13 protein-coding genes are annotated in these 14,369 nt (G+C 64.6%); 9 read left to right on the top strand and 4 right to left on the bottom strand.

The window, feature by feature from the left end; translation table 11 throughout:
* Nucleotides 1-74: 74 nt before the first annotated feature.
* Together SIL87_RS12320 and SIL87_RS12315 are read left to right on the top strand one after the other, a co-directional pair.
* Entirely contained in the window at nucleotides 75-347 is a 273-nt protein-coding gene (locus tag SIL87_RS12320; protein ID WP_319614472.1) for a hypothetical protein, read from the top strand.
* Nucleotides 348-731: 384 nt separating this feature from the next.
* Entirely contained in the window at nucleotides 732-1,022 is a 291-nt protein-coding gene (locus SIL87_RS12315; protein ID WP_319614471.1) for a PEP-CTERM sorting domain-containing protein, read from the top strand.
* Nucleotides 1,023-1,035: 13 nt separating this feature from the next.
* On the opposite strand, the gene SIL87_RS12310 is transcribed toward SIL87_RS12315, so the two are convergent.
* Nucleotides 1,036-3,219 carry a circularly permuted type 2 ATP-grasp protein gene (locus SIL87_RS12310; RefSeq protein ID WP_319614470.1) on the bottom strand — a complete coding sequence of 728 codons (2,184 nt, stop codon included), beginning with the start codon at nucleotides 3,217-3,219 and terminating at the stop codon, nucleotides 1,036-1,038.
* 144 nt (nucleotides 3,220-3,363) lie between these two features.
* Between SIL87_RS12310 and SIL87_RS12305 the strand changes: the two genes are divergently transcribed.
* Entirely contained in the window at nucleotides 3,364-4,821 is a 1,458-nt protein-coding gene (locus tag SIL87_RS12305; RefSeq protein WP_319614469.1) for a circularly permuted type 2 ATP-grasp protein, read from the top strand.
* 2 nt (nucleotides 4,822-4,823) lie between these two features.
* Nucleotides 4,824-5,831 (top strand): alpha-E domain-containing protein, encoded by a 1,008-nt coding sequence (locus tag SIL87_RS12300; RefSeq protein ID WP_319614468.1) that lies wholly within the window; start codon nucleotides 4,824-4,826, stop codon nucleotides 5,829-5,831.
* 61 nt (nucleotides 5,832-5,892) lie between these two features.
* Here the strand turns inward: SIL87_RS12300 and SIL87_RS12295 are convergent, their stop codons facing one another.
* Complete coding sequence (locus tag SIL87_RS12295) at nucleotides 5,893-7,218, bottom strand: aspartate aminotransferase family protein (protein WP_319614467.1); 1,326 nt, start codon at nucleotides 7,216-7,218, stop codon at nucleotides 5,893-5,895.
* Nucleotides 7,219-7,434: 216 nt separating this feature from the next.
* On the opposite strand from SIL87_RS12295, the gene SIL87_RS12290 reads away from it, so the two are divergent.
* The 5 genes from SIL87_RS12290 (at nucleotide 7,435) to gltX (ending at nucleotide 12,109) form a co-directional block, all read left to right on the top strand.
* Nucleotides 7,435-8,283, top strand: a complete 849-nt coding sequence (locus tag SIL87_RS12290; protein WP_319614466.1) for a fumarylacetoacetate hydrolase family protein — start codon at nucleotides 7,435-7,437, stop codon at nucleotides 8,281-8,283.
* A gap of 72 nt (nucleotides 8,284-8,355) precedes the next feature.
* Nucleotides 8,356-8,799, top strand: a complete 444-nt coding sequence (locus SIL87_RS12285; protein ID WP_319614465.1) for a hypothetical protein — start codon at nucleotides 8,356-8,358, stop codon at nucleotides 8,797-8,799.
* A complete protein-coding gene (locus tag SIL87_RS12280) occupies nucleotides 8,799-9,860 on the top strand; it encodes a quinone-dependent dihydroorotate dehydrogenase (protein ID WP_319614464.1) in 1,062 nt (353 codons plus the stop codon). The genes SIL87_RS12285 and SIL87_RS12280 overlap by 1 nt, the downstream gene beginning before the upstream one ends.
* The gene (locus tag SIL87_RS12275; RefSeq protein ID WP_319614463.1) at nucleotides 9,857-10,684 is read left to right on the top strand and encodes a TIGR01459 family HAD-type hydrolase; all 828 of its coding nucleotides are present in this window, start codon (nucleotides 9,857-9,859) and stop codon (nucleotides 10,682-10,684) included. The genes SIL87_RS12280 and SIL87_RS12275 overlap by 4 nt, the downstream gene beginning before the upstream one ends.
* Before the next feature lie 24 nt (nucleotides 10,685-10,708).
* Complete coding sequence (gene gltX / locus SIL87_RS12270) at nucleotides 10,709-12,109, top strand: glutamate--tRNA ligase (protein ID WP_319614462.1); 1,401 nt, start codon at nucleotides 10,709-10,711, stop codon at nucleotides 12,107-12,109.
* A 7-nt stretch (nucleotides 12,110-12,116) separates the two neighbouring features.
* Here gltX and SIL87_RS12265 read toward each other — a convergent pair whose 3' ends face one another.
* Entirely contained in the window at nucleotides 12,117-12,566 is a 450-nt protein-coding gene (locus tag SIL87_RS12265) for a DsrE family protein (RefSeq protein ID WP_319614461.1), read from the bottom strand.
* Entirely contained in the window at nucleotides 12,566-14,302 is a 1,737-nt protein-coding gene (gene soxB, locus SIL87_RS12260) for a thiosulfohydrolase SoxB (protein WP_319614460.1), read from the bottom strand. Before soxB ends, SIL87_RS12265 begins: the two co-directional genes overlap by 1 nt.
* Between the last annotated feature and the right edge of the window lie 67 nt (nucleotides 14,303-14,369).

The following is a 14,369-nucleotide window of genomic DNA, read 5'->3' as shown; positions in this document are numbered from 1 at the left end:
CGGGTTGCCAAGTCTTCACCGGATCGTTGCTGATTTAACTTGCTCTGTCTGCCCGACAGTACCAGAGTCACGGCATGAAAACGACAAGTGGACCGATCATCGATATGACTCCGTCTGGCGAGTTCGCGCGGGAGCCCATAGCCGGGCCGACACTCGGGGTTATTTTTGCCCGTGTCGTCGCCTTCGCCATTTTGCTCGGCTTCGCGGCGATCGCGTTCTGGCTGGCGATTTTTACCATTCCGTTGCTGATAATCGCGGGACTCGGCGGCTACGCGTATCTCCGGTTCAAAATGCGCCGCCACGGCGTCCATTTCCGCCCCATCGTCGTGAGCAACTTCAGGCGGTGATGTTTCGCGCCGTGCGGGATCGGGTTCTAACCGGTTCTCACGGCGCATTGTAACCTGAGATTGTGTCTGGAAAAATTGCATAGCGGCCTATTCCCTGTAGCAGCCACCGGTTTACACCTCTGGGTTGATTGACGCGATCCTGCAACTAACTATTTTGCTTGCAGGACGTTAACTCAGACCGTAAGACGGTTTCGTATGTGGATCATTCGCTGTGCGCAGGCTTGCCGTGGTGTCGTTCTCAGCCATCCGATTGTGGCGGCGGTTCCTGCTGCCGTTGTAACGATCGGGGCCGGGGCGGCGCTGTCGATGCTCACCGCGCAAAAGCCACCGATGCCCCAATTGCCCTGCGGTTGTCATCAGGTCTGGGTCGCACCGGTGGTGCCCATGACGCCTGCAACCTACGGGAGTGTCATTCGTTCGCTCGGCGATGCCGCACTTGCGGGCATTCCTCTCGCGGATGCGCCGGGAGGATCGATCGTCGGAACGCCGCAGTTCAATGGAGTGCCGCCTGCTCTGCTCGTTCCGGTGACCGCGATCGTGCCTCCCGTGGTTCGAAACACGCCACCCGATGTCCCGCCCGCATCACCGCCCGTGGTCCCGGTACCCGAGCCGTCCTCGCTGCCGCTGCTCCTTGCCGGGGTGTTCATGCTTTTCGCAACGCGCCTGATCGCATGACGGGGCTGAAGCGTCACCCGGCCTCGGCATCCATCCGGTGAGCCGGCGGGATCGGTGCGAAATAGCGCGCCACGAGTTCCGCAGCCAGAGCCTCGACCGCCGCATGCGTCGATTCGAGCTGGGTGCCGATCGCTTCGGGGCCGCCGCGTCCCTTCGCCAGTGAGAGAGCCAGCCCTTGCAAGCCGCGCGTCAGCCGTGACGCACTGACCGCCTGGTCTTCGGCCCCGATCCGCCGCAACGCGACCGCGAGCGCATCGAGCTGGAAGGCCAGACTGCGGGGGTAATCGACCGCGCCGATCAGCAGTTCGATCGCCGGAATGGGCGAAATCGGGCCGGCATGGAGGAATTCGTAGCTCAATTGCGCATCCGCAAGCTCGATGGCGAGCGAGAGGCCGGGATCGAGGCGATCGACCGTGCCATCGAGGAGAATCCCCAGCGTCTCGGCGAGGGCTTCGGCTCGCTCAAGTCGCCGTCCGATTTCGAGAAACACGAAGCCGCCGCTGCGCGAGGCATCCTCGGCGATGACGCCGTTGAATACGGCGACGAAGCCGAGGCACGCGGTGTGCGCGGCGGGATCGCTGTCCGGCTGAGAGGGTATCCGGTCGAGCGCTGCATGCACCAGCTCCCGCATCGATGTACTGAAGCGTTCGCCGCAATGGTCGAGCAACCGGCGAACCTCGCCGATCAGCTCGCTCAGCGGACGTTCCTTGTCCAGCGTCTGATGCAGCCGCCGCGCCGAGAGAAACGGGCCGGTGGTTTCATCCGGCAATAATCGCGCCTTGATGAGGCACGAGGCCAGCATCGCCCGCTGCGCCACTTCGTGCGGAAGGCTGCTCGCATCGATAAATCGCGGGAGCGCCAGCCGCAGCAGCCGTGCTGCGGCGTCGAGCCGTTCGACCATGCGCCCGAGCCAGAGAAGGTCGTCGGCGAGGCGGCTCGGCAGTTCGGTTGCGATCCGTCCCGCTGCGCGGACCACACTTCGGTTCGGCGGGCTTGCGGTACCGTGATCGGTTTCGCCCGAATCGATCACCCAGATATCCTTGACCACTTCCTGGCCGTCGGCGCGCCGGGCGAACCCCAGCCCGCCGGGCAGCACCCGCCATACCGCGCCGATCCGGATTGCGAACAACCGGTGGCTGATGGTCGCGAAATCGAAATTCGCGGACCCGGCAACGGGGGCCTGCTCCGCATCGAGCCCGGACGGTGGCGCGACCGGGCGCAACTGCGGCAGCGTGCCGTGCCAACGCTCATATATTATGTCGAGGAACGGTCTCAGCCGGTCGTCGCCGAGCACGCCGCTGCCGGGCGCGTTGAGCATCGTGCCGCTATTGCTGCGCAGGACCCGGAACAATCCGGCGATCCCGTGGGCCGGCGCACCGCCCTGCTCCAGGGGATCGATTCCACCGCTCAGGGCCATTCGCAACAGGAGGCTCACCGGCAGCGACCCCGCCAGGGTGCGCAGCCGCAGAGTGCCGCCGGCGCATGACAGATCATCGGGGCGGAGGACCAGCGCTCCGATCTGCCGTGCCAGAAGCCGGGCATCGGCGAAATCGGCATCGCTGCCCGCAATCAGCCCGATCGGTCCGCCCCCCGCCTCGTCATGCAGCCAATCCTGCAGGCTTTCGATCACCGGCCGCTGGCTCGCCAGCGTCACCTTGCCGAACAATTCCGGCATGACCTCCGCCACCGAGCGGCGGATCGACATGGCCAGCCCCAGGCCGCGGGCTTGATCGGTATGGTCGCGCAACACCCCGAACCGGCCGGTGGCGGGGTCGCGAGCGAGGTCCACCGCATAGAAACTCAGGCGCTGGCCACGAAAGCCCGGCTGCCGCGCCAGCTGCCGCACGAAATCGGGCGCGCCGAACAGAGCCGATACCGGAATCAGATCATCGGCGATGCTGGTCTGGGCGCCGTAGATATCATCGAGCAGCGTGCCGAGGAACGTCGCCCGCTCCACGAGCCCCGCGGCAAGCGCTGCGAATTCGTAATCCATCAGCGGCACCGGTATCGGGTCGAGCCGTGGCGCTGTTCCGGCCCCGCTCGGCTGATCGAACCGCGTCCGCCGGTCCAGCGCTGCCGCCCGTGCCGCGAATTCGCTCGCCCCGATCACCTGCATGGCATCGACCACCGGCCGCCACGCCGTCCTGATATGGCCCTTCGCGTCGATCAGGCCGCCGATGGCGTCGCGTCCGTGCATCCCCCCGCATAACACCCCGGCGGGTTCGATGCGAGAGCGCGCTGAACCCGATCCGATAACCGCAGTCGCACGGCGTGAGATCATTTTCTTGTTGCATCGCGGCGGCGGTGCGACAAACATGCATGAACCGGATAAGGATCGATAATGGACCACGAACAAGCGGCGATTTTCGCAGACTACGCGCCCCATCCGTATTTCTGTGAACTGACCCGCGAGCGGGGTGACGATCAGGGGGTTCCCGAACTGGTCCGCGCCCGCCTCGCCCGCATCGGCGTCGAGGCCCTGCGCGCCCGTGCCACCCTTGCCGAAACCGACCTGATCGATCTCGGCATCACCTTCACCGTCTATTCGGATGCCACCGCGATCGACCGCATCCTGCCGTTCGACTGCATCCCCCGCATCATCACGCCGTCCGAATGGCGCACCATCGAAACCGGCGCGATCCAGCGGGTCACCGCGCTCAACGCGTTCCTGCACGACATCTACCATGATGCGAAAATCATCCGCGACGGCATCATCCCCGCCGATCTGGTGTTCGGCAACGCGAACTTCCGCCCCGAGATGCGCGATTTCGCAGTCCGCCACGGCACCTATGTTCATGTCTGCGGCATCGACATCATCCGCGACGAAGCCGGCGATTTTCGCATCCTCGAAGACAACGCCCGTACCCCCTCCGGCGTCTCCTACGTCATCGAGAACCGCCACCTCATGCTCCGTGCGTTTCCGGACCTGATGTCCGGCGTCAAACTCCGCCCGGTCGATGATTACGGGCGTCGCCTCCGTGCCGCGATGACCGAAATCGCCCCCGGCGAGGTACCGGACCCGCAGGTCGTCCTGCTCTCGCCCGGCATTTATAATTCCGCTTATTTCGAACATGTGTTCCTCGCCCGCGAAATGGGCGTGCCGTTGGTTCAGGGCTCGGATCTGACCGTCGAGAACGACCGGGTCTATATGCGCACCACCACCGGTCTCTGCCGGGTCCACACCATCTATCGCCGCCTGAACGACGATTTCCTCGACCCGGAAGTGTTCCGCCCGGAAAGCATGCTCGGCGTTCCGGGTCTCATCCGGGCCTGGCGTGCCGGCAATGTGGCGCTGGCCAACGCGGTCGGTACCGGTGTCGCCGACGACAAGGCGGTCTATGCCTACATGCCGCGGATCATTCGCTATTATCTTGGTGAGGAGCCCATCATCGAGAATGTCCAGACCAATATCTGTCGCGAACCCGAAGGCCTCGCCTATACGCTCGAACATCTGCACGAACTGGTGATCAAGCCGGTCGGCGAATCCGGCGGCTACGGCATCACCATCGGCCCGCGTGCCAGCAAGGCCGAACTGGAATCGGCGCGCGCCGCCATTCTCGACGATCCCGCTCAATGGATCAGCCAGCCGATGATCGCACTTTCCGTCGCACCCACCCTCGCCGAGGAAGGCATCGGCCCGCGCCATCTCGATCTGCGGCCCTTCGTCGTGACCGGTCGCGACAGCTGGGTTCTGCCCGGCGGCCTCACCCGTGTCGCGATGAAGCGCGGCTCGCTCATCGTCAACTCGTCACAGGGCGGCGGCTCGAAGGATACCTGGGTTCTGGCAGGGGGGAACTGAGCATGCGCGTCGAACCGGTTCTGCTCGCCCGCGACGCCGAAGGCCTGTTCTGGATGGCCCGCTATCTCGAACGGGTCGAAAACCTCGCCCGCCTGATCGATGTGGTGCAAAGCTTCGAAAGCCCCGGTCGCGAGGCGGAATCCTGGACCGCGCTGGTCGCGATCATGTCCGATCAGGACAAGTTCGAAAGCTACGACGCCGCCAGCGATCCGGATGCGGTCAAGCGGCTCTATCTGCTCGATCCGACCAACCCGACCGGCATCCCGTTCTGTCTCGATAACGCGCGGACCAACGCGCGCACGCTGCGCCCGCTGATCAGCACCGAGATGTGGCGCCAGATCAACGTGTTTCATCGTTTCGTCATGCGGATCGATACCGGCGATCTCGATGGCGACCGGCTTTCGCGCCTCTGCACCAAAATCAAGGAGTCGGTGCAGACCCATACCGGCATCACCGAAGGCACGATGTATCGCGATCAGGGCTGGCAATTCTACCAGCTTGGCCGGCTGGTGGAACGCGCCGATCAGACCACGCGGCTGCTCGACATCAAATATCGCCTGCTGGTGCCGCGCGACCGCGAAGCCCGGCGGGTCACCGAACTGACCATGTGGAACGCGGTGCTGCGCGCCGCAGCGGGCTATCATGCCTTCAAGCGCCTCGCCCGTGCCGAGTTCTCGGCGGAGGACGTCGCCGGATTTCTGCTGCGCGACCCGTCATTCCCCCGCTCGGTCTGCCTTTCGGTCCGGCGCGCCGAATACCATCTCGACGAGCTGCGCCGGATTCACCACCTTCCTCACACCAGCGGGCCGATCGAACAGGCGGAATACCTCCGGGAATTCCTGCTCGAACGCCCGATGAGCGAGGTTCTCGATGGTGATCTTCACGATTATCTCGACCGGGTCCAGATCCAGCTCAGCGAACTCGCAGGATCGATTGGCCGCGCCTTCTTCCGCGACTGGAAGCCCGAACCCGCCAGCGTCGCCGCGCCGTTGCAGTCTCAAACCATGTGACCCCCGCCCTCGCGCCGCAGGATGGCGGTGAGGGGAGGGGGCTCGATTTCGCGGGGCGGCGTTAAACCGCGGCTAGGATCTTTCGCAGCAGCGTGAACATCTCGTCGAGCTGGTCATCGGTCGTGATGAACATCGGCGAGAGGATCACGGTATCCGAGGCGACGCGGAGGACCAGCCCGCTTTCGAAGGCGCGCCGCAGCACGGCAAACCCGCGCTTGCCGGGGGCACCGTCGGTCGCGAGATCGACCGCGCCGAGCAGGCCGAAACCGCGCGTGTCGGTGACGATCGGGATATCGCGCAGGCTCGCGATCCGTTCGAGGAATTTCGGCACGAGGGCCGCGCCGCGGGCGAACAGATCGTCATCGCGATAGATTTTCAGCGTCGCCAATGCCGCCGCGCACGCGACCGGGTGGCCCGAATAGGTGTAGCCGTGGAAGAACTCGATCGCATCAGGGCCTGCCGCATCGAGGATCGCCTGCTGGATATCCTGGCGGATCGCGATGGCCGCCATGGGAATATTGCCGTTGGTGATGGCCTTGGCCATCGTCATCAGGTCGGGCGTCACGCCGAATGCATCGGCGGCGAAGGGGTGACCGGTGCGCCCGAAGCCGCAGATCACCTCGTCGAAAATCAGCAGGATACCATGCTGGTCGCAGATCGCCCGCAGACGTTCGAGGTAGCCCTTCGGCGGCACCAGAACGCCGGTGGACCCGGCGATCGGCTCGACGATGCAGGCTGCGATCGTGTCACCGCCATGCAGATCGACCATGCGCTGCAGGTCGTCCGCCAGATCGACTCCGCCATGATCGCCCTGTCCCATGACGAAGCGGTTGGGTTCGATATGGGTGTGGCGCATGTGCGAGACACCCGGCAGGCCGAGGCCGAACGCATCGCGGTTCTTGACCATGCCGCCGACCGACCAGCCAGCGAAATTCACGCCGTGATAGCCGCGCGCCCGCCCGACGAAACGCTGCCGCTGGCCTTGTCCGCGCACGCGATGATACTGGATCGCGACCTTCAGGGCCGATTCCACCGCTTCCGATCCCGATCCGGCAAAGAAAACCCGGTTCAACCCGGCCGGCAGCATCTGCGCCAGTTCATGCGCGAGGCGGAAGGTGCCCGGTACTCCGAACTGGAACGGGGGGGCGTAATCGAGTTCCTCAAGCTGCCGCGTCACCGCCTCGCGGATTTCGCGCCGCCCGTGCCCGGCCGGCGTGGTATAGAGGCCCGAGACCGAATCGAGCAGCTTGTCCCCGGCGGTGTTCCAGTAATGCACCCCTTCGGCACGCGCGATGATCCGCGGCGCATCCTGAAACTGCTTGTTCGCCGTGAATGGCATCCAATGGTGGATCAGCGGATCGTTGAAGCGCGCGGCGGCCTGGCTCATCGGGAACATCCTCCAAAGGGAGTGAACAGTTTAATATTCTGATCGTCCTGTCCGCAAGCACTTATTCGCATGAGGGCGGCGGCGGTGAGAATGTCGATTATCCTCATCGCAACGAGGGTTCGGCGCCTCGTGAAAGGTCGGGTCCGGGAACGCCCCTTGGCGAGCACGGAGCTTCGTCTTAGAAGGATTTAATAAATCGGGGACAGGAGCGAGCAGATGAAATTATTTCGTCACGGCAGCGTCGGTGCGGAAAAGCCCGGCATTCTCGATCGCGACGGTGTGCGCCGCGATCTTTCGGCGCATCTGCCGGTGCTCGATGGCGCGGCCCTCGCCGATGGCACCCTGGAACGGATCGCCGCGATCGATCTGTCCAGCCTGCCGGTCGTGCCGGAAGGCGCTCGGCTCGGCGCACCGTTGCCGCGCCCGGTCAATTTTGTTTGCATCGGCTTGAACTACGCCGATCACGCCGCCGAGACCGGGGCTGCAATTCCGAAGGAGCCGATCATTTTCATCAAGGCGGGCAGCGCCTATTCCGGTCCGTTCGACGACGTGGTGATCCCCCGGGGGTCGACGGAGACCGATTGGGAGGTCGAACTCGGTGTCGTGATCGGCAGGGAAGCGCGCTATGTGGCCGAGGCCGATGCGCTCGATCACGTCGCCGGCTATTGCATCGTCAACGATGTCAGCGAACGCGAATATCAGACCAGGCGCGGCGGTACCTGGGACAAGGGCAAAGGCTGCCCGACCTTCGGCCCGACCGGCCCCTATCTCGTGACCCGCGACGAGGTGCCCGACCCGCAGGCGCTCGATCTCTGGTGCGAAATCGACGGCAAGCGCATGCAGAACGGCAATACGCGCACAATGATTTTCGGGGTCAGGCCCCTGGTGTCCTATGTCAGCCAGTTCATCGCGCTGATGCCGGGTGACATCATTGCAACGGGCACGCCGCCCGGCGTGGGCATGGGGATCAAACCCAACCCGGTGTTCCTGCGCGCCGGCCAGACCATGAAACTCGGCATCGCGGGCCTCGGTGAACAGATGCAGCGGACGGTCGCGGCGGCGTGATCCGCCGCAGCTAAGATTTCCTTAATCCGCCCCCCCGTTGTCGGCGGGGGCGGGGTCAAGTAAAGGCCGCTGATGCGCCGCATCCTCATCACCCTCGTCCTCACCCCGATCGCGCTCGCCGGCTGTGCTCTGAGCGGCCGCAAGATCGTCTCGCCCTACGCCGATGCCCCTTCGCTGGTGGATGTCGCGGCGCTGAGCAAGTTCAACGGCCAGTTGCCGCTGGTCACGATCCCGGAGGGCACCCAGAATTGGGCACCCTCGGTGAGTTATGCGGTGACTCAGGCGCTCAAGATCAATCCGAAGGCGCAGTTTCGGGTGTACGTCACCGGACCCGCCAGCGCGATCCCCAGCGATTCGGAACTCGCCATGGCAAAGCTGACGCCGGAGGCCGCTCAGGTCGCCGATGCCATTGCGGCGAACGGCGTGATCCCGCCCAATGTCTCGCTCGGGGCCTCGACCAAGCTGGCTCATGTTCCGGCCCCGGCTGGTCCCGAAATCGTGGTATTCGCGAAATAATGCGCCTCGCCGATGCCGCGGCATCCTGGCTGCGGCGGTTCGATCCGGAAACCGCGCACGATCTTGCGATCAAGGGGCTGCGTGCCGGACTTGCCGGGCGGCGCGACCTGCGGCCCGATCCCCGCCTCGCGACGGAATTCTGCGGTCGCAACCTGCCCCATCCGATCGGTCTGGCGGCGGGATTCGATAAAAACGCCGTCGCTTTGTCGGGCCTCGCGCGGCTGGGCTTTTCGTTCCTCGAAGCTGGCACGGTCACCCTGCGTCCGCAGCCCGGCAATCCGAAACCCCGGCTGTTCCGCCTCGCGCAGGATCGGGCGCTGATCAACCGGATGGGGTTCAACAATCAGGGGATCGCGGGTTTTGCCGCCCGGCTCGCTGCGGTGGATCATGCCGTGCCGATCGGTGCCAATCTCGGGATCAACAAGGACGGGGCCGACCCGCTGACCGACTATCCCGCTCTGGTTCGCGCGGTTTCCCGCTTTGCCGATTATATCGTGATCAATGTATCCTCGCCGAACACGCCGGGGCTGCGTGACCTTCAGGCGGTCGAACGGCTCGCTGGTATCCTCGGCGCGATTGCCGCAGGGGCCGCACCGCACCCGCCGCTGTTCGTCAAGCTCGCACCGGATCTGGATGAGGCCGCCCTGTCGGATATCGTGGCGCTGGCGCTGGAACGCGGCCTTGCGGGGCTTGTGGTCAGCAACACCACCTTGGCCCGCCCGGCGAGCCTTGGCGGGGCCGCGCGTGGCGAAGCCGGGGGGCTCTCCGGCGCGCCGTTGTTCGCCCGCTCGACGCGGATGCTCGCGCGGGTGCGGCTGCTCGCCGGCGAGCGGCTCACCCTCATCGGTGTCGGCGGCGTCGGCACCGCCGAACAGGCTTTCGCCAAGCTGCGGGCGGGTGCGAGCGTGGTGCAGATCTATTCGAGCTTCGTCCTCGACGGGCCGGAGGTCATTGCCCGGATCGTCGATGGTCTGCCACGCTTGGTCGATCCATATGGCGCAGTCAGCCTTGCCGAAATCATCGGGCGGGATGCCGACCGGCTCGCGGAACTCGCGCCATGAGCATCGCCGATCTCGCCGAGCGATATGACGGGTTCATCGTCGATCTCTGGGGCGTGGTGCATGACGGCGTGCATCTCTATCCCGGCGTGATCGACTCGCTGGCCCGATTACGCGGGGCAGGGCGGCGGGTGGTGTTTCTCTCGAATGCGCCGCGCCGCGCCGGAGCGGTTGCCCAGGCGCTCGCGGCCATGGGGATCGCGCCCGGCACCTATGACGGCGTGATGACCAGCGGGGAGGCGGTGCGTACCGGTCTGCGGGACCGGACCGATCCTGATTTCGCAGCCCTGGGCAGACGCTTCGTTCATCTCGGACCCGCGCGCGATCGCAACCTGTTCGAGGATCTCGATCTGACCGAGGTTGCGCAACCGGCGGACGCCGAGTTTCTGCTCAACACCGGACCTGACGACCTTTCCGCGCAGGACGATCCCGCGATTTTCGATGTTCTGCTGGCGGAATCGCTCAAGGCGGGGCTGCCGATGGTCTGCGCCAATCCCGACCTCGAAGTGATCCGCGACGGGCGCCGGATCATTTGCGCGGGCCTCCTCGCCGAACGCTATGCGAGCTGGGGCGGGCGCGTGATCCTGCGGGGCAAGCCCGATCCTGCGGTCTATGCCCCCACGCTCGCGATGCTCGGCACCGCCCGGGCCCGCACCGTCGCGTTCGGTGATTCGCTCCGCACCGATATTGCCGGCGCGCAGGCGGCGGGCATCGATTCGGTGCTGGTTCTGACCGGCATCCATACGGCGACACCCGAACAGGCACGCCGGGATTGCGCCCAGGCCATGCTCGACCCTGTTGCGATCCTGCCGGGGTTCATCTGGTAGGGGTTTCGTGATACCGGCGGGCGCATGACAATCCGTGTCCGTTTCGCACCGTCCCCCACCGGCATGCTGCATATCGGCAGCGTGCGCACCGCCCTGTTCAACTTCCTGTTCGCCCGGCACCATGGCGGCGAATTTCTGCTGCGTGTCGAGGATACCGACACGACGCGCAGCACGCCCGAGGCGACGCAGGTGATTTTCGACGTTCTCGACTGGCTCGATATCAAGCCCGATCAGGGGCCGGTGTTCCAGTCGACCCGTTATGCGAGGCATCGCGAGGTTGCCGAGGCGATGGTCGCGGCCGGTACCGCTTATCGGTGCTACTGCTCGCGTGAGGAACTCGCCGCCATGCGCGCGGCGGCAGATGCGGCCAAAAAGCCGTTTCGCTACGATGGCCGTTGGCGGGATCGGGATGCATCCGAGGCTCCGGCGGGGATCGAGCCGGTCATCCGGCTCAAGGCACCGCGCACCGGGGAGACCGTGGTTCTTGACAAGGTCAAGGGCGAAGTCCGGGTCCGCAACGCCGAACTCGACGATATGATTCTGGTGCGTTCGGACGGGACGCCGACCTATCTGCACGCCGTTGTGGTCGACGACCACGACATGGCGATCACCCATGTCATCCGGGGCGATGATCATCTGACCAACACGTTCCGTCAGGCGCAGATCTATGACGCGATGGGTTGGCAGCGCCCCGAATTCGCGCATCTGCCGCTGATCCACGGGCCGGACGGGGGCAAGCTGTCCAAGCGGCATGGCGCGGTCTCGACCCTGCAGTTCCGCGACGAAGGGTACCTGCCGGAAGCCCTGTGCAATTACCTCCTGCGGCTGGGCTGGGGACACGGGGATTCCGAAATTCTCTCGCGTGAGGATCAGATCCGCCTGTTCGACCTCGACGGGGTCGGGCGCGGTGCGGCCAAGATGGATTATGCGAAGCTGCTTCAGGTCAATGCGGTATGGGTCCGCGCGGCCGACCCCGATCGTTTGACCAGGCTGGTGATCGAGCGGATCGAAGCTGTGCGGGGTGATGCGATCGGACCGGTCGCAGCGGGGCGGATTGCGGCCCTGATGCCGCGCTTGCAGGAACGCTCCCGCACCATCGCGGAACTGGCCGAGGCGGCGATGTTCCTGGTCCGCGATGTGCCGCTGCCATTCACGGAAAAAGCCGCCGCGATGATGACCGATGAGGCGCTTGACGATCTTTCGGCGATGGTGCTCGATTTCGCCAAGACCGATTATTCGGCCCCGGCGCTGCACGCCGCCATGGTGGCCTATGCCGAGGAGAGCGGCAAAAAGCTCAAGGTGGTGGCGGAACCACTGCGTGCGGCCCTGACCGGCAGCACGATCAGCCCACCGCTCGATGCGACGATGGCGGTACTCGGTCAGTTTGAGGTCGAGCGGCGGGTGTTCGCGGTGTTGGCCGATTGACCCCCCGTCAGGGGCGGACGAGGATATAGCCCTTGGTCACGAGTTCCATAATCCGGGGGATACCATAAGGTGTCGGGATCGCGTGGGGATTGAGTTTCGGCGCGTGGCCGGTCTTGCGCTTGATCGTGTCGATCGTGTTCATGCAGACATCGAACTCGACGCCCTGTGACACCAGGCTGTCGACGGCTTCGCGCAGAGGCGAGTTGGCATAGAGCAGTTGCACGCCCGGACCGAAACAGACCACGACGATTGAGACCGTATCGGGATAGTCCTTGAGAACGGAATTCGCGCCGCTGATGATCGCCTTCTGCTTCTCCATCGAATCATCGGAGAGTTGCAGGACGAGTTTGTGGGTCGCGAATGGATTGGCGTCCGCACGGGCGCGGCGGATGGTTGCGAGGCCGCCCAGAGGCAGCCCCGCGACGATCAGACCCGTAAGGGCAGTCCGGCGTTTCATTAAACCGGTTCTAGACCCGGATTGCCCTTCACACCAAGCAGTTTCACATGGTTCGGCTTGGTGACCTTGATGGTCTTTTTGCGCTTCAGGTTGGTTGCCACCACTTCCCACACCGGCTTGCCGGTCTGCGGCAGTGAAACCGAGGCCCAGCTGACCGTCTTGTAGGTCTTGTTGGCCTCGACCGGCTTGCCGTTGTTCAGCGTCATGTCGGAGATCCGGTGCTCGATCAGCTTGCGCGGGGCGCAGGCGTAGTTCATGCCGCCCACCCGGATCATATCGCCCCCCTGCTCATAGTAAGCGTTGCGATTGAACAGATTATCGCAGACATCCTCCATCATCGACTTGATTTCGGCGCCGGTCATCATCTGCGTGTAGGCCACGGGATAGGTGATCGCCGTCTCGGTCAGCAGGTCGCCCATGGTGAATTCGCTGCCGGGGAGGAAGGAATTGCCCCAGCGGAAGCCGGGCGAGAAGGCGATCTCCGCGTCCATTTCCTCCATGCAGGCGTCCATGATCACCTGATCGACCGAGCCGTAGAAATTATTGCGCCGGTACAGCAGGCTTTCGACGTCGGCAATCTTTTCGTCGAGCATCTTCTGGTAGGGCGCGTAGCCTTTGGTAACCTCGGCGGCGACGGCGGCATCCGGCTTGATCATGTCGGTGTAGATCGGCAGCAGCTTGTAATGCAGATCCTTGAGTTTGCCCTTGGACAGTTCGAGGTCGAGCACGCCGATGAACTTGCCGGCGGTGCCGGCATTGGTCACGATGGTCTGGCCGCTGGCATTTTTGATGATGACCGGAACCGGCACCGCATCATGGGTATGACCGCCCAGAATGATATCGATGCCGGTGACGTTGGCCGCCATTTTCAGGTCGACTTCCATGCCGTTATGCGAAAGCACCAGCACGGTATCGACTTTCTTGACGGTACGCAGGTGGTCGACGACCTTCTGCATGTTGTCGGGACGGATCCCGAAGCGCCAGTCCGGCACGAACCGGCGGGGATGCGCGATCGGCACGTACGGGAAGGCCTGGCCGATGATCGCGACCTGATAGCCGCCGAGTTCACGGATGATGTAGGGTTCGAACACCGAGCCGGTCTTCTGGTCGAAGGCCGGCGCACCCATCATTCCGGCCTCGGCGGAGAGAAAGACGTTCTGGGCGATGAACTTGCCGTTCAGCGCCTTGATGATCTTTTCGATACCGTCCTGGCCGTAGGTGAATTCCCAGTGGCCCGTCATGGCATCGATGCCGAGCATGTTGCCGAGCGCCACCATATTGAGGCCGCCAGACATATTGGCCGGCCCGGTGCCCTGGCACAGATCGCCGCCATCGACCAGCAGGGACTTGCCGGCACCCGCTCCGGCGCGCAGCTTGTCGATCACCGGTTTGAGGTAGGCGAAGCCGCCCAGCGGCCCATAGCGGTGGGCAAGTTTTTCGAAATCGAGGAACGTGAAGGCATGGGCATCGCGGGTGCCGGTGTGCATGCCGTAATGCTTGAGGAACGCATGGCCGACGAAGTGGGGCGGCTGACCGTCCATTGCACCCACACCGATATTCTGGTTCGGCTCGCGGAATTGCACCGGCAAGGCGTTGGCGTGGGTGTCGGTTTCGTGAATGATCCGCACATCGCCCTGCATGGGCACGTCGTACGGGTCGGTTGCCGAGAACGCGAAGCGCGGCATCAGGGCCGTGCTGGCCGCGGCGGTGAGTACCGCGCGTCGTGTTGTTTTCATGGGGTCGTTCTCCTCAAATCGGGGGGGCGCAGGGGGCCGGACCGACAGGGCGGTCCGGCACGGCGCG

The organism is Acidiphilium acidophilum (assembly GCF_033842475.1).
GTDB lineage: Bacteria > Pseudomonadota > Alphaproteobacteria > Acetobacterales > Acetobacteraceae > Acidiphilium > Acidiphilium acidophilum.
This window is presented reverse-complemented; position numbering and strand designations above follow the sequence as displayed.